Here is a 14,579-nt window from a genome sequence, read left to right as displayed (position 1 = left end):
CACGGATCGTGCGCGGCTGCGCACAGGGTGCATGTAGGGTTGCATGCTTGCAACATCAAAGATGGATCGACCCCCGGACGTTTCAACAGGCCGTGATCGGCCCGTGAGCGAACGTGAGGGCAATCCCTTACAATCCAATGAAAAACGCCAGCCAGATACAAATGAGCCCGCTGACCAAAACAAGGGCGCCAAATTGCCGGCGCGCGCTTTCGGGCAGCGTGCGCAGCACCTCAAGCACCCGTTCGATAAGCGAAGGGGCCAGCACATAGGCCAGCCCCTCCACAAGCATCACAAGTCCGAGGGCCAAGAGGACCCAGGCCATTACTGCCCCGCGGCAAGCGCGTTGGCGGCGGCGCCGGTGGGCGATTTCAGGTAGTTGAAGAACTCGCTGTCTGGCGACAAAACCATGGTCGAGTTCGACCCCTGAAGCGACCGCTGGTAGGCGGTGAGCGACCGATAGAATTCAAAGAACTCCGGGTCGGCGCCAAAGGCATCCGCAAAGATCCCGTTGCGGCGTGCGTCGGCTTCACCTCGGATGATCTCCGCCTGCCGTTCCGCGTCCGACGTCAACTCGACCACCGTCCGGTCCGCCTGGGCGCGGATACGTTGCGCCGCTTCGTTGCCTCGCGCGCGTTCGTCGGTCGCTTCGCGTTCACGCTCTGCCCGCATCCGCTCGAATGTGGCGTCGAGGTTTTCGGCTGGCAGGTCGGTCCGCTTGAGGCGCACATCGACCACTTCGATGCCCAGCGCGAGAGCCTCGGCAATCGCGCCGTTGCGGATGCGCAGCATCAGGGCAGCACGATCCGAGCTGAGGATGTCGTTCGATGACACCGAACCCAGCACTTCGCGCAGCTCGTTCCGCAGGATCCCGTCGATGCGGCGGTCGGCTGACGCCTCGCCCCCTGTACCAACGGCCTGACGGAACCGGTTCACATCCGCGATCCGGTAGCGGGCAAAGGCGTCGACGACCAGACGACGGTCATCGAGCGGTGTCACCTCAAGCGGTTCAACATCGCGGCTCAGGATCCGGTCATCGTAGCGGACGACCTCCTGGATGATCGGGATCTTGAAAGCCAGTCCGGGGTCTTCCTTGACCGCGACGACGCGACCGAATTGCAGGACGAGCGCCTTTTCCCGTTCATCCACGATGTAAATGGACGACAGACCGATGGCCGCGAGCACCGCGACGATGGGCAGAAGAAATGCAGATCTTCGCATCAGTTGGCCTCCGCTGTGTTACGGCGCAATTCGTTCAGCGGGAGATATGGGACAACCCCCTGCCCGCCGGCACCTTCGTTTTCATCCAGAATGATCTTGTCCACGCGGCCAAGTACCTCTTCCATGGTTTCGAGATACAGACGCTTGCGCGTCACCTCCGGCGCCTTGAGATATTCTTCCAGCACGGCGGAGAAGCGGCTGGCTTCACCTTCGGCCTGGTTGACCTGCTGGGCCCGGTAGCCTTCGGCTTCTTCCAGGAGCTGTGCGGCCTGACCACGGGCCTCGGCCAGCACACGGTTTGCGTATGCGTCGGCCACGTTCCGCAGGCGGTCGCGTTCCTGTTCCGCCGCTTGCACGTCGCGGAACGCGTCGATCACGGAGACGGGCGGGTCGGCCTTGTCAAAGTTGACGCGGATGATGTTGACGCCGCTGTCATAGCTGTCGAGCGTGCTTTGGATCAGGTCCTGCAAGCGGTCGGCGATGGCACCACGGTCCCGGTTGAGGATCGGGGCCAGATCGGATTGCGCGATGATCTCGCGCATGGCCGATTCCGACACCGCCCGAATGGTCGGGCGCGGGTCGCGCAGATTGAACAGGAACTTGTCCGGTTCGGTGATGTTCCAGACAACCTGAAAGTCGATGTCGACGATGTTTTCGTCACCTGTCAGCATCAGACCTGCATCACCGCCGCGGCCGCCCACACCGATTTCCTCGGTCTGTTCGCGGGTGACCGGGATCACCTCTGCCGTGACAACGGGCCAGGGTGCGAAGTTCAGGCCCGGATCGCCGACCGACGAAAACTCGCCCAGGAACAGTTCGACCGACTGTTCTTCGGGACGGACGGTATAAAAACTTGCCAGCCCCCAGAGCACGAGCGCCGCAAGGGCCCCAAGGCCAAGCGTGCCGCGCGTCAGGAACGGACCACCGCCGCCGCCCGCACCGCGTCCACCGCCGGTGCCGCCACCGCCACGACCGCCCATCAGGACGCGCAGCTGTTCCTGGCCCTTTTTGACCAGTTCGTCGATTTCGGGGATCTGCGGACCCTCATTACCGGGTCCACGCCCGCCATTGCCGCGGCCACCGCCGCCGCCGGAGCCATTGCCGCGACCATTGTCGCCGCCGCCCGAGTTTCCGCCACCCCCCCAGGGGCCGCCTGTATTGCCAGCCATGTGGTATTGTTCTCCTCTTGCCGTGCAGCCTGTGCTGCACCTTGGTCTTAAACTGTGCTTTTTGCCCGGAAGTTCAAGCAGTCCGCATTGGTGTGCGCATGGTCACGATTTCTTCGGACATGGTGGGGTGCACCGCCACGGTTCTGTCGAAATCTTCCTTTGTGGCACCCATTTTGATGGCGACGCCCGCAAGCTGGATCATCTCGCCCGCATCCGGTGCGACGATGTGACAACCCAGCACCTTGCGCGTGGCCTTGGACACCACGAGTTTCATCAGCACCCGGTCGGGCTGGCCCGCAAAGGCGGTGCGCATGGGCCGGAACGAGGTGCAGTAAATCTCGACCTCCTCCTGGTCGCGCGCGTCCTCTTCGCTCAGGCCCACTGTGCCCATCTCGGGTTGGGTGAAGATGGCCGAGGGGATCAGATCGTGGTCGACCGGGGTCGGGTTGTCCTTGAACGCCGTCTCGACAAAGGCCATCCCCTCGCGGATTGCCACGGGTGTCAGGTTCACCCGGTTGGTCACGTCGCCGATGGCATAGACGCTGTCGGCGGCTGTTTTCGAGTACGCATCCACCTTGATTTCGCCCCGGCGGCCAATCTCGATCCCCAGATCCTCAAGCCCCATGTCGGTTGTGTTGGGATCGCGGCCCGTGGCGAAGAGAACTTTGTCATACACGTTTTCGTGGCCTGTGGTCGATTTGACCCAGATGGGGCCCGTGTGGTCAGGCCGCGCCTCTGTCGCAACACCGCCATGCGCCATGATCAGTTCCTGTTGCGCGCTGGCCCCCATGGTCGCGTCCGACGCGGTCGGCGTGGCCCCGGAATGATCCTCCGATGCCGGTCCCATCTGCATGATGTTGGTGCCGGTGAACAGGTTGATCCCCCGCTCGCGCATGGATTCCGCAATCAGGCCGCGCGCCTCGTCGTCAAAGCCGCGCAGGATCTGGGCGCCGCGATAGTATTGCGTCACCGCGACCCCCAGCCCGTGCATGATGCAGGCAAATTCGCACGCGATGTAGCCTCCGCCGATGATCAGGATGGATTTGGGCAGGGTCTCCAGATGAAAGATGTCGTCGCTCACGATCCCGAGATGCGCATTGGGCAGGTCCGGGCGCACCGGGTGCCCGCCGGTGGCGATCAGAATGGTCTTGGCCGTCTTCGTCTCACCCGTGGACAGCTCAACCGTATGGGCGTCCTTCAGCCGGGCGCGGGCATCGAATGTATCGACGCCGGAGGTCTTCAAAAGGGTGCGGTACACGCTTTCCAGCCGGTCCAGTTCGGAGTTCAGGCGGTCGCGGAACCCTTGCCAGTTGAAGCTGCCGGCGCTCATGTCCCAGCCATAGGCATTGGCCACGTCTGCGGTGCCCGAAAATTCGCTGGCAAAGACCATCAGCTTTTTGGGCACGCAGCCGCGTATGACACAGGTGCCGCCATAGCGGTCCTCTTCGGCCAAGGCGACACGTGCGCCCGCCTCGCCCGCGGCCACTCGGGCGGCGCGCACGCCACCGGAGCCGCCCCCGATCACAAAGAGGTCGTAGTCATACTCCGCCATGGGCCTGGTCCTTAGTCTGCAAGGTCGGTGAACAGGTTGTCGCTTTCGAGAAAATCGAGCCTGTCCTGTTCCACCGTACCTTCATTGATGTCGCGCAATTCGACCCGGCCATCGCCATAGCCGATCACGACAGCGTCACAAATATCAATGAAGAGCCCGTTTTCAACCACGCCCGGCATCTGGTTGATCACAAGGCTCAGCTGGCGCGGGTTGCCGATGCGCTGCAAATGCAGGTCGAGGATGTGGTTTCCCTCATCCGTGACAAAGGGGCGGTCCCCGTTCATCCGCAAGGTCGACTGGCGGCCCAGGACGTCCATGGACACAAGGGTTTCCTCGACCAGGGCCTGCGTCGTCTGCCAGCCAAAGGGGATCACTTCGACGGGCAGGGGGAAGGCGCCCAGATGCTCGACCTCTTTGCCGATATCGGCGATCACCACCATTTGATCCGAGGCGGTCGCCACGATCTTTTCCTGCAAGAGCGCACCGCCACCGCCCTTGATCAGGTTCAGCGCGCCATCGAACTCGTCCGCGCCGTCGATGGTCAGGTCGAGCCACTTGGCCTCATCCAGGCTGATCACCTCGATCCCGACCTCGCGGGCCAGATCGGCCGTACGGGTCGACGTGGGCACCCCCTGAAAGCGCAAGCCGCCCTCGCGGACCTGTTCGCCCAGGCACCGCACCAGCCAGGCGGCGGTGGACCCGGTGCCCAGACCCACGCGCATCCCGTCCTCGACATAGTCGGCGGCGCGCTTGGCAGCGACGAATTTGGCCTTGTCGATGGGCGACAATTCTCCGGACATATGTGACGACTCCCCCAAACAGTGTGGGGCTTATACGCATCCGGCGCGGCGCATGCGACCCCAAAGGCTGCAAAATGGTGCAGGATCGGCGTCATCGCGCGCCACCCCGGTCGGGCACCACGGCATATGGCAACATCACCGCACGGTGGCTTGTCTCAGGCCGGAGCGCCCAGCAGCGCAACAGCTTCCAGCACCTCGTCCAGCGCCACAAGGGCGTCGCCATCCAGATCAAAGGTCATCATCGCCCGCATGGCGGCCACCGCGCTTTCGGACATGCCCGCACGCGCACGCCCGTCCGCATGGCTGCGCAGTTCGGCCCAGCGCACGGTCCCGTCTCCGTCATCATCCGCGTTGCGGTGCCAGACCAGAAGCCGCCCCCGCATCGTGGCCGACGCGGCGCGGACCAGCACATCCAACTCGGCGCGCGTCACGCTCAGATCATTGTTCAGATCCGCCTCAAGCAATCGGCGCATCTCGCGCGCGCGCAGCCGTGCCAGTTCGGCCTCAATCGCCGTCTCGATATCCGCCGCGCTCAGTCCCCGCGGCCCACCATAGCCCAGAATCAGCCCCGCAGCCTCTTGCACAAAGGCGTCCGGGCGTTCGCGCATCCGGTCCAGCGTCGTCCCGGGCGTGCGCGCCACCAGCGCATCGACAAGCGCCTGACCCGACAACTCCTGCGCCAGAACCCCGCGCCACGGCATCAGGCAGGCCAGCACCGACATCAACACCAGAATCCAACGCATCGCACATCCTCCTGCCGGTCAGACAAGCGCACCCTTGGTAAATGCGCGGTTAATCTTGGCCCTTTCTTCGGCAATTTGGTCGTTTTGAGGCATTGGCCCGCCGGTGCAGATGTTTACATGGCAAGGATGGTTTATGTTCTGCACTACGCGCCCGACAACGCCTCGCTCATCGTGCGGATGACGCTCGAGGAAATGGGCGTGCCTTACACCACCGCGCTGGTTGACCGCGCGGCGCGCGCGCAGGACGGTGCCGCCTACCGGGAAATCAACCCGGTCGGGCTGATCCCCGCGCTGGAAACGCCCCACGGCGTGATGTTCGAAACCGCAGCCATCCTGCTGTGGCTGGCCGACACCCATGGGCAGATGGCGCCCGCGCCCGGCAGCCCCCAGCGCGCGCGCTTTCTGAGCATGGTGTTCTTTGTCTCCAACACGGTGCACGCGCAATTGCGCATGCTCTTCTATCCGGCGAAATATGTGGGCGATGACGCGCAGGCACAGGACCGGCTGCGGGCGCAGCTGACCGCGCCGGACGACGGTGCCATGACCCTGCCCGGCGCCTTGCGCGTGGTAGATGACCACATCGGCACGCATACGGCGCCAACCGCGCCGTCCATTCTTGACTGCTATATGGCGGCGATCGTCCGGTGGTGCGCGCTCTATCCTGCCGGTCTGACCACGTGGTTTGACCTGACCGCCTATCCCGCCCTGTCCCAGATGGCCAGGCAGTTGGACACCCGCCCCGCTGCCCAAGCCGTCGCCCGCGCCGAGGGGCTGGGACCCACGCCCTTTTCAAACCCCGTCCTGCCCACCCCACCCGAAGGATCCGCGACCTAACATGTTCCTGTCCGTCTTCGAGATGTTCAAGGTCGGCATCGGCCCGTCCTCCTCCCACACCATGGGCCCCATGGTGGCCGCCGCGCGCTTTCTGGAGATGATGCGCGCCTCGCCCTTCCAGTTTGCAGGTGTGCGGGCCTCGCTGCACGGCTCGCTTGCGTTTACGGGCGTGGGCCACGCGACGGACCGGGCAACAATCCTGGGCCTCGCCGGGTTCGTGCCCGACACCTATGACCATGACAAGGCCGAAGCGACGCTGAGAGCCCTGGCAGAGACGCACATGCTGCACCCCGCAGACCTGCCGCCCCTGCGCTTCGATCCCGCGTCCGACCTGATCTTTGACTACGACACCGCGCTGACCGGCCACGCCAACGGCATGATCCTGATGGCCACGGACGCGCAGGGCGACGTGACGCTGCGCCAGGTCTTTTACTCCATCGGCGGCGGTTTCGTGATGACCGAAGAGGAACTGGCCGCAGGCAAGGCCACGGACGAGGGCCCGCCGGTCCCCTACCCGTTCAAATCCGCCGCCGAGATGCTGGAGATGGCGGAGACCTCGGGCCAATCCATTGCCGGGATGAAACGCGCCAACGAGGTGTCGCGCAATGGCGATCCGCATCTCAAGTCCGGCACCAAGCGGCTTTGGCAGGTCATGCGCGACTGTATCGACCGGGGGCTGACGACCGAGGGCATTCTGCCCGGCGGTCTGCAGGTCAAGCGCCGCGCCAAGGGGATCCACGACAAGCTGATGGCCGAACGGGGCATGAACCTGACCGCGCCCCACACGATCAACGACTGGATGAGCGTCTATGCCATGGCGGTGAACGAGGAAAATGCCGCCGGTGGCCAAGTGGTCACCGCACCCACCAATGGCGCGGCGGGCGTGCTGCCCGCGACCTTGCGCTACTACCTGGACCACGTGCCCGGCGCCTCCGAGGCGCATGTGGAGGACTTTCTGCTCACCGCCGCCGCCATCGGCGGGCTGGTGAAGTACAACGCCTCGATCTCGGGCGCCGAAGCGGGGTGCCAGGCAGAGGTCGGGAGCGCTGCCGCCATGGCCGCCGCCGGGCTTTGCGCCGTGATGGGCGGGACGCCACAGCAGATCGAAAACGCGGCCGAGATCGCGCTCGAACACCACCTCGGCATGACCTGCGATCCGGTCAAGGGACTGGTGCAGGTGCCGTGTATCGAGCGCAACGGCCTGGGTGCGATCAAGGCGGTGAGCGCCGCGAGCCTCGCCCTGCGCGGTGACGGCACGCATCTCGTGCCGCTCGATGCCTGCATTGAAACGATGCGGCAGACGGGGGCGGACATGAGTGAGAAATACAAGGAAACGTCACTGGGCGGCCTTGCCGTCAACGTCCCAAACTGCTGAGCCTTCCTCCGCTTGAAGAGGGGAATCCATGCGTGCCACCGGCCGCGTCAGCCTGCGCAGCCCCGAAAGCCCTGCGCCCAGGTCCTCCACGGTGTGGCCGACAGCTTTTGCACGCAAAAGCTGTCCTCGCCACCGGCCGCGTCTGCCTGCGCAGCCGGACACGGTGTCGCCCAGGTCCTCCACGGTGTGGCCGACAGCTTTTGCACGCAAAAGCAGTCCTTGCCACCGGCTGCGTCTGCCTGCGCAGCCGGACCCGGTGTCGCCCAGTTACTCCACGGTGTGGCCGACAGCTTTTGCTTCGCCAAAGCAGCCCTCGCCACCGGCCGCGTCTGCCTGCGCAGCCGGACACGGTGTCGCCCAGTTCCTCCACGGTGTGGCCGACAGCTTTTGCACGCAAAAGCTGTCCTCGCCACCGGCCGCGTCTGCCTGCGCAGCCGGACACGGTGTCGCCTAGTTCCTCCACGGTGTGGCCGACAGCTTTTGCACGCAAAAGCAGTCCTCGCCACCGGCCGCGTCTGCCTGCGCAGCCGGACACGGTGTCGCCTAGTTCCTCCACGGTGTGGCCGACAGCTTTTGCACGCAAAAGCAGTCCTTGCCACTGGCCGCGTCTGCCTGCGCAGCCGCGGCCTCTTTGTCTCGGAGCCAGCGTCGCCTGATCGCCAAGGGACAGGGGCTGGGCTGCCGGTCCAGCTGAAATGCGGAGGGTCCCTGCAAGTGGAAACCGCATTTCTGCTTGAGCGGCAGACCAGCCCCTGTCACGCCAAAGATCATGCGGGGCTGGACCCGGGACAAAGGTTTTGTCTTGGTGAAGCCGAAGCTGGACACATCCGGGGTCGGTGGGTGGGCGAATTGGCAAAGCCAAGAGCGCACCCCCGGCCAAAACCCAAAAACGCTGACGCCAAACAGCGTCAACAACGCCCCAAACCAATTGTTGCACTGGGTCCACCAGCCGTTAGCGTACACACATGGCCCAAGATCGCCCCCTTCTCGGCATCCTTTTGATGCTTGGCTTCTGCATCGTGGCTCCGGTCGGAGACGCGGTGGCCAAGGTGCTGGGCCAATCGGTTCCCCTCAGCCAGCTTGTCCTGATCCGATTTGCTGTTCAGGTCATCATCCTGGTCCCCATCGTGTGGGCCGGAAGCCGGCTGTGGCGGATGCGCGGGCGGGTCTTTCGGCTAACGTTGTTCCGGACGGTCCTCCACATCCTCGGCATCGGCGCAATGTTCACGGCCCTGAAATATCTGCCACTCGCGGACGCCGTTGCCATCGCCTTTGTCATGCCCTTCATCATGCTGCTGCTCGGCAAATACGTGCTGGGGGAAGAGGTCGGCAGCCGGCGTTTCATGGCCTGCATCGTGGGCTTTGCGGGCACATTGCTGGTCGTACAGCCCAGCTTTGTCGAGGTGGGCTGGCCGGCCCTGCTGCCGGTGTTTGTGGCGATCAACTTCTCGGTCTTCATGCTGGTCACGCGCCAGATCGCGAAAGAGACGGACCCGATCGGCCTGCAAGCCGTCAGCGGGGTGATGGCGGTCGTGATCATGGGGCCACTCGTGGTCCTGCTGCAGGGACGCGACATCCCCGGCATCGAGCTGATCCGGCCCGACAGCATGGAATGGACGCTGCTGCTGGCCATCGGCGGGCTGGGCACCCTCGCGCACCTGCTGATGACCTGGTCGCTGCGCTATGCGCCCTCTGCCACGCTGGCGCCCATGCAATATCTTGAGATCCCCTTTGCCACGATCCTCGGGTTCATCGTGTTCCGCGATCTGCCCAACGGGTTGGCGTCTGTGGGGATCTGCATCACGATTGCGGCGGGGCTGTACATCGTGCTGCGCGAGCGGGCCATCTCGCGTCTGACGGCCCCTGCACCAGCGCCTGCGTAACAGGCGCCAGACAGCGGCGCGGCGCGATCAGGACCATGGCGGGCCGCTCCATGGTCAGCGACACGGGGCCCTCCGCCTCATTCGACGTCCCGATCCGTTCAATCGGATCGAACCGAAGCCCGCCGATCGGCCACCGCAGCCCGGTCGACATGCCCTGCACCGGGGCCAGCGGCACCAGCGACACAACGTCGCCCGGCACGGTCGGCAAGTCCAGCCGCGGCGGGCACAGCATCACGATCTCGTCCGGCCCAAGCAGAATGCACGCACGCTCCGGATACCGGGCCAGCACGCTCAGGCACCCCAGCTGATGGTCCACGCGCCCGCCCAGAAACCCCACGGCCAGCACGACGGGGGCAAAGATATGGCGCAGTGCCTTGTCAAAATCCGTGCTGTCCTGCTCTGCGATATGGTGCTGTCGCGCCGGTGGTATCTGCGCCAGAACATCGGCCGAAACGGAATCGAAATCCCCGATCACCGCATCCAGCGCCACCCCTGCCCGCACGGCCATGGCAGCCCCGCCATCGGCAGCGACAAACCGGGTGGCCAGGGTCTGAACCAGGTCAATATCGGCCATGCTGGCCTCTCCGCCGCCAAACAGGGCCACGGGCTCATCGCTTTGAATACGGGGGGGAATCATGGCAAATTAATGCAACTTTCGGAAATAGATCACAATGTCGCCCTGAAATGATACCGTTCATGGCACAGATTCGGGCCGCTTTCGCCCGGCATAGCCCCTAGTCAGGCCTTTGCATATCAGCAGAGGACGAGCATCCGATGATGAATAATAATAAAATTTTGACAGTCTCCTACGGCACGTTCTCGTGCACGTTGGAGGGATTCGACGACAGCTTTGGCACGATGAAGGCGATTGCGGAGTATTTCCGCGACCTTGCCGCCGATGACAGGTATTTCGGCGCAGAACCGCCCCAACCCGATGCCGAGATGCTGGCCCGCATCGCGGAACGCGAAATCTCGCGCCGCGTGGAAGCCCGCCAGCAGGAAGGACGCATTTTCCTGAGCGCGGAAACGCAGGCGCCAGAGGCGAGCGTGGCATCCCCTGCGGCCCTCGCCGCAGCCACGGCAGCGCCCGCGGTCGCCCGCGCAGCAGACCCGGCACCGGCCCCTCAGGCAGAAACCCCGGAGACCGCCGCCCCCGCAGTGGATGACGCCACACCGCGCACAGACGAAGCCGAAGCGCCGCACGCCGTGGTGCCGGAAGACCCGCAAGAGGCCGCACAGGTGGATGCAGCGCCGACAGACGCCGAAGCTGAAGCGATTGAGGCTGAACCGGTAGCAGCCGAAGCCGAAGCCGAAGCCGAAGCCGAAGCCGAAGCCGAAGCCGAAGCCGAAGCCGAAGAATTCTTTGCCAGCGCACCGGCGGATGCAACCCCGGTCGCGGACGAAACGGTTGACGCAGAACCCGTCCCAACTCCCGTGACCGACGCGCCCGCCGCACCCGACAGCATCGCCGCAAAACTGCAGCGCATCCGCGCCGTCGTATCGCAAAGCCAGGAAGAAGCGGAAAAAGACGAAATGTTCGAAGACGAACATGCCGACGCTTTCAACCCGGCCCCCGAGATGGAGGATGTCTCCACCGACGCCATCGCAGAGCCGCATGTGATCCTCGACAACGCAGCGCAAGCGCTGGACGCCGCACAGGATCAGGACACGCCAGACGCCATCGAGGATGAGGACGACGATCCCATCGCCGATATTCTGGCCCGTTTCGAAAGCGACAGCGCCGAGCAGGTCGAGACGGAAACGACCGAGGAGATCGAAGCCTCTGCCGTAACCGAGACCGAGACCGAGACCGAGACCGAGACCGAGACCGGAGACGCAACCGCATCTCAGTCCGACGCACAAGCGGGCCAGGACGAGGACGAAGACATGGGCCTCGACACTCTCGCGGCCCTGATGGCTGCGGATGACGATCAGCCAACAGCGGACGAAGACAAGGATGACAACATCTTTGACGACACCGCCGAGGACGACGCCCCGGCCAAACCGCGCGCCCGCGTCATCAAGGTCAAGCGCGCCGACATCGACGCAGCCATCGCCAGCGGCGCCCTCGAAGAGGTGGCCGAAGACGATGCGGACACCGACAGTACCCTGTCCGAGGCCGAAGAGGCGGAATTGCTCGCTGACCTCGCCGAGGTAGAGGCGGAATTGCCAACGGCTGATACGGCCGCCCAGGGCGATGCAGACGCCGATGACGCCGTATCGGACGCAAGCGATGCGGCCGAAGACACAGACGCTGTGTCGACCGAAGCCGACGCCGATACGCAGCCCGTCAAGGATGACGACGTCCAGCGTCTGATGGCCGAAGCAGACAACCAGATGGAAGAACCCGAAGGCTCACGCCGCCGGAACGCCTTCCAACATCTCAAGGCCGCCGTCATGGCGAAAAAGGCCGACGCCGACATCGGGAAAAAGGATGAAGAGGAAGAAGAAGGGGCGTTCCGCTCCGATCTGGCCTCTGTCGTCAAACCCCGCAGGCCCGAAGCGCGCGGCGACCGCGCCAACCGCCCCGGCACGGACCGCCCCGCACCGCTCAAGCTGGTGGCCGAGCAACGCGTGGACATCGACACCGCACCCAAGGGGCCGGTCACACCCCGCCGCGTCGCCGCCGTGGAAGAGGCGACCGCCGCCGAGGAAACCGGCAGCTTCGCTGATTATGCCGCCGAGATGGGCGCGCATGACCTGCCCGCCCTTCTGGAAGCTGCGGCCAGCTATCTCAGCTTCGTCGAGGGCCGCGACCAATTCTCGCGCCCGCAGCTGATGACCAAGGTGCGCCAGGTCGAACAAGACGATTTCAGCCGCGAAGACGGGCTGCGGTCGTTCGGCCAGCTTCTGCGCGCGGGCAAGATCGAAAAGATCAAAGGGGGCCGCTTTGCAGTCACCGGCGACATCGGCTACCGCCCGGACCAACGCGAAGCGGGCTAGGCCCTGTATCCAGTCACACCACAAGGGGCGGTCCACATGGGCCGCCCCTTTGCTATTGCGCGTCCGTCGGCACGTCGGTGCAAAAGATCAGCTTGTTTCCAAAGGGATCAGAGATCGTCATGTCGTCCATCCCCCAGGGCTGGCGCTGCACGCCGGGCCGCGCATGGCGATACCGCTTGGCATTCAGCGCCGCACAATAGCCATGGACATCGTCCATCTCGATCCGGATCGACGCGCCGGGGCTCGCATCCCCGAAATGCTCCGACAGGTGCAACGCGCAATCCCCCAGCCGCACGCCCATGTACAGCGGCGTGCCCGGCTCGAACCGGAACTCGAACGTCACTTCGAAGCCCAGAAAGTCGATGTAAAACGCGCGCGCCTGCGCTTCGTCGAAACTGCGCAGGATCGGGATGGGCGGGGCAAACCGGGGCATGGTGGCGTCCTCCTTTTGGGCACCACCACGTTAGCACATCTTCAGGCGTCCGGGTCCGCCTGACCGATCCCCTTGAACACCGCTCTCAACGGAAAGGCCCAGATCACGCCAAGCCCCACATAGACCAGCAGCTCCACCAGGACGGACGGCCGGTCAAACAGTCCAACAATGTTCACGGCCGCCACGATATACAGCGGCAGACCCACGATCAGGATCAGCAGGGACAGACGTTTCCGGGTCTTGTAACGCAGTGCCATGGGGCCTCCCTAGTCGGCAAACGGGTCCCGCACCAGGATGGTATCCTCCCGCTCGGGCGAGGTTGAGAGTAGGGCGACCGGACAGTCGATCAACTCCTCGACCCGGCGCACATACTTGATGGCGCCCGCAGGCAGGTCGGCCCAGCTGCGCGCGCCTTCGGTGGATTCGGACCAGCCGGGCATCTCTTCGTAAATGGGCGTGCAGCGCGCCTGTTGATCCGCGGCAGTGGGCAAATAGTCCATGCGCACGCCGTCAAGTTCGTAGCCGACGCAGATTTTCAGTGTCTCGAACCCATCAAGCACGTCCAGCTTGGTCAGCGAAATCCCGTTCACACCGGACGTCGCGCAGGTCTGGCGCACAAGGCACGCATCGAACCACCCGCAGCGGCGCTTGCGGCCCGTGGTGGTGCCGAACTCGTGGCCGCGCTCGCCCAGACGCTGGCCATCCGCGTCCTCCAACTCGGTCGGAAACGGCCCCTCGCCTACACGCGTCGTGTAGGCTTTGACGATGCCCAGCACGAAATCAATGCTGCCCGGCCCCATGCCGACACCGGTGGCCGCCTGCCCCGCAATCACGTTGGACGAGGTAACAAAGGGATAGGTGCCGAAATCAATGTCCAGAAGCGCGCCCTGCGCCCCTTCGAACAGGATACGCTTGCCCGCCTTGCGCGCCTCGTTCATCACCTTCCAGACGGGGGCCGCGTATTCCAGAATGGCCGGGGCCACGTCCTTCAACTTCGCAATCAGCGCATCACGGTCCACGGGGTCCAACCCAAGGCCCCGGCGCAGCGCATCGTGATGCACAAGGGCACGGTCCACGCGCAATTCCAGCGTCGCCTGATCGGCCAGATCCGCCACGCGCACGACACGGCGGCCCACCTTGTCCTCGTAACACGGACCGATCCCACGGCCCGTCGTGCCGATCTTGGCCACGGAATTCTGCGCCTCGCGCGCACGGTCCAACTCGCCATGGATGGGCAGGATCAGCGGCGTGTTCTCGGCAATCATCAGCGTCTCGGGCGTGATCTCGACCCCCTGACCGCGCAGGGTCTCGATCTCGGACACCAGATGCCAGGGGTCCAGCACGACGCCATTGCCGATCACAGACAGCTTGCCGCCGCGCACGACGCCAGACGGTAGCGCATGGAGCTTGTACACCTCACCATCAATGACCAACGTGTGCCCGGCATTATGGCCGCCCTGAAAGCGCGCGATCACATCGGCCCGCTCGCTCAGCCAGTCGACGATCTTGCCCTTGCCCTCGTCGCCCCATTGCGCGCCGACAACCACCACATTGGCCATGAGACATCCTTTCCATGAAACCCGCGCCCGTATAGCGACGCGCGGGCCAGAGGCAAACCGCTATCTGGTC

General features: G+C 64.6%; 14 protein-coding genes. 4 read left to right on the top strand and 10 right to left on the bottom strand.

What is annotated here, in order from left to right:
* Positions 1 to 127 precede the first annotated feature (127 nt).
* The 6 genes from BWR18_RS04790 to BWR18_RS04765 form a co-directional block, all read right to left on the bottom strand.
* Entirely contained in the window at positions 128 to 322 is a 195-nt protein-coding gene (locus BWR18_RS04790; protein WP_039682458.1) for a DUF2065 domain-containing protein, read from the bottom strand.
* Positions 322 to 1,218, bottom strand: coding sequence for a protease modulator HflC (gene hflC / locus BWR18_RS04785; protein ID WP_076626946.1), 897 nt, complete (start codon positions 1,216 to 1,218; stop codon positions 322 to 324). Before hflC ends, BWR18_RS04790 begins: the two co-directional genes overlap by 1 nt.
* Positions 1,218 to 2,387 carry an FtsH protease activity modulator HflK gene (hflK, locus tag BWR18_RS04780; RefSeq protein WP_076626945.1) on the bottom strand — a complete coding sequence of 390 codons (1,170 nt, stop codon included), beginning with the start codon at positions 2,385 to 2,387 and terminating at the stop codon, positions 1,218 to 1,220. The genes hflC and hflK overlap by 1 nt, the downstream gene beginning before the upstream one ends.
* 73 nt (positions 2,388 to 2,460) lie before the next feature.
* Positions 2,461 to 3,939, bottom strand: a complete 1,479-nt coding sequence (locus BWR18_RS04775; protein WP_076626944.1) for an FAD-dependent oxidoreductase — start codon at positions 3,937 to 3,939, stop codon at positions 2,461 to 2,463.
* Positions 3,940 to 3,950: 11 nt separating this feature from the next.
* Positions 3,951 to 4,739: a ribose-5-phosphate isomerase RpiA gene (rpiA, locus tag BWR18_RS04770; RefSeq protein WP_076626943.1), complete on the bottom strand. Its 789-nt coding sequence runs from the start codon at positions 4,737 to 4,739 to the stop codon at positions 3,951 to 3,953.
* 155 nt (positions 4,740 to 4,894) lie between these two features.
* Complete coding sequence (locus BWR18_RS04765) at positions 4,895 to 5,482, bottom strand: hypothetical protein (protein ID WP_076626942.1); 588 nt, start codon at positions 5,480 to 5,482, stop codon at positions 4,895 to 4,897.
* A 117-nt stretch (positions 5,483 to 5,599) separates the two neighbouring features.
* Between BWR18_RS04765 and BWR18_RS04760 the strand changes: the two genes are divergently transcribed.
* The 3 genes from BWR18_RS04760 to BWR18_RS04745 all read left to right on the top strand — a co-directional run bounded on the left by BWR18_RS04760 (position 5,600) and on the right by BWR18_RS04745 (position 9,574).
* Positions 5,600 to 6,316 (top strand): glutathione S-transferase family protein, encoded by a 717-nt coding sequence (locus BWR18_RS04760; protein ID WP_438873642.1) that lies wholly within the window; start codon positions 5,600 to 5,602, stop codon positions 6,314 to 6,316.
* Position 6,317: 1 nt separating this feature from the next.
* Entirely contained in the window at positions 6,318 to 7,691 is a 1,374-nt protein-coding gene (locus BWR18_RS04755) for an L-serine ammonia-lyase (RefSeq protein WP_076626940.1), read from the top strand.
* 965 nt (positions 7,692 to 8,656) lie between these two features.
* Entirely contained in the window at positions 8,657 to 9,574 is a 918-nt protein-coding gene (locus BWR18_RS04745; RefSeq protein ID WP_076626938.1) for a DMT family transporter, read from the top strand.
* Here the strand turns inward: BWR18_RS04745 and BWR18_RS04740 are convergent.
* The gene (locus BWR18_RS04740) at positions 9,492 to 10,211 is read right to left on the bottom strand and encodes a thiamine diphosphokinase (protein ID WP_076626937.1); all 720 of its coding nucleotides are present in this window, start codon (positions 10,209 to 10,211) and stop codon (positions 9,492 to 9,494) included. The genes BWR18_RS04745 and BWR18_RS04740 overlap by 83 nt on opposite strands.
* 140 nt (positions 10,212 to 10,351) lie before the next feature.
* On the opposite strand from BWR18_RS04740, the gene BWR18_RS04730 reads away from it, so the two are divergent.
* Complete coding sequence (locus BWR18_RS04730) at positions 10,352 to 12,517, top strand: hypothetical protein (protein ID WP_172839355.1); 2,166 nt, start codon at positions 10,352 to 10,354, stop codon at positions 12,515 to 12,517.
* A 52-nt stretch (positions 12,518 to 12,569) separates the two neighbouring features.
* On the opposite strand, the gene BWR18_RS04725 is transcribed toward BWR18_RS04730, so the two are convergent.
* Genes BWR18_RS04725 through BWR18_RS04715 form a run of 3 tightly spaced genes read right to left on the bottom strand, consistent with a single transcriptional unit; the run spans position 12,570 to position 14,509 of the window.
* Positions 12,570 to 12,950 carry a glyoxalase superfamily protein gene (locus BWR18_RS04725; protein ID WP_076626934.1) on the bottom strand — a complete coding sequence of 127 codons (381 nt, stop codon included), beginning with the start codon at positions 12,948 to 12,950 and terminating at the stop codon, positions 12,570 to 12,572.
* A gap of 41 nt (positions 12,951 to 12,991) precedes the next feature.
* Positions 12,992 to 13,207, bottom strand: a complete 216-nt coding sequence (locus BWR18_RS04720) for a DUF2842 domain-containing protein (RefSeq protein WP_076626933.1) — start codon at positions 13,205 to 13,207, stop codon at positions 12,992 to 12,994.
* Between the two features lie 9 nt (positions 13,208 to 13,216).
* Positions 13,217 to 14,509 (bottom strand): adenylosuccinate synthase, encoded by a 1,293-nt coding sequence (locus tag BWR18_RS04715; protein ID WP_076626932.1) that lies wholly within the window; start codon positions 14,507 to 14,509, stop codon positions 13,217 to 13,219.
* Positions 14,510 to 14,579 lie beyond the last annotated feature (70 nt).

Origin of the sequence: Tateyamaria omphalii, from assembly GCF_001969365.1 — a bacterium.
GTDB lineage: Bacteria > Pseudomonadota > Alphaproteobacteria > Rhodobacterales > Rhodobacteraceae > Tateyamaria > Tateyamaria omphalii_A.
This window is presented reverse-complemented; position numbering and strand designations above follow the sequence as displayed.

Bases quoted from the DNA above. Each gene is read 5' to 3' on its own strand.
- BWR18_RS04790 (WP_039682458.1), bottom strand. From the start codon at position 322: ATGGCCTGGGTCCTCTTGGCCCTCGGACTTGTGATGCTTGTGGAGGGG.
- hflC (WP_076626946.1), bottom strand. From the start codon at position 1,218: ATGCGAAGATCTGCATTTCTTCTGCCCATCGTCGCGGTGCTCGCGGCC.
- hflK (WP_076626945.1), bottom strand. From the start codon at position 2,387: ATGGCTGGCAATACAGGCGGCCCCTGGGGGGGTGGCGGAAACTCGGGC.
- BWR18_RS04775 (WP_076626944.1), bottom strand. From the start codon at position 3,939: ATGGCGGAGTATGACTACGACCTCTTTGTGATCGGGGGCGGCTCCGGT.
- rpiA (WP_076626943.1), bottom strand. From the start codon at position 4,739: ATGTCCGGAGAATTGTCGCCCATCGACAAGGCCAAATTCGTCGCTGCC.
- BWR18_RS04765 (WP_076626942.1), bottom strand. From the start codon at position 5,482: ATGCGTTGGATTCTGGTGTTGATGTCGGTGCTGGCCTGCCTGATGCCG.
- BWR18_RS04760 (WP_438873642.1), top strand. From the start codon at position 5,600: ATGGCAAGGATGGTTTATGTTCTGCACTACGCGCCCGACAACGCCTCG.
- BWR18_RS04755 (WP_076626940.1), top strand. From the start codon at position 6,318: ATGTTCCTGTCCGTCTTCGAGATGTTCAAGGTCGGCATCGGCCCGTCC.
- BWR18_RS04745 (WP_076626938.1), top strand. From the start codon at position 8,657: ATGGCCCAAGATCGCCCCCTTCTCGGCATCCTTTTGATGCTTGGCTTC.
- BWR18_RS04740 (WP_076626937.1), bottom strand. From the start codon at position 10,211: ATGATTCCCCCCCGTATTCAAAGCGATGAGCCCGTGGCCCTGTTTGGC.
- BWR18_RS04730 (WP_172839355.1), top strand. From the start codon at position 10,352: ATGAATAATAATAAAATTTTGACAGTCTCCTACGGCACGTTCTCGTGC.
- BWR18_RS04725 (WP_076626934.1), bottom strand. From the start codon at position 12,950: ATGCCCCGGTTTGCCCCGCCCATCCCGATCCTGCGCAGTTTCGACGAA.
- BWR18_RS04720 (WP_076626933.1), bottom strand. From the start codon at position 13,207: ATGGCACTGCGTTACAAGACCCGGAAACGTCTGTCCCTGCTGATCCTG.
- BWR18_RS04715 (WP_076626932.1), bottom strand. From the start codon at position 14,509: ATGGCCAATGTGGTGGTTGTCGGCGCGCAATGGGGCGACGAGGGCAAG.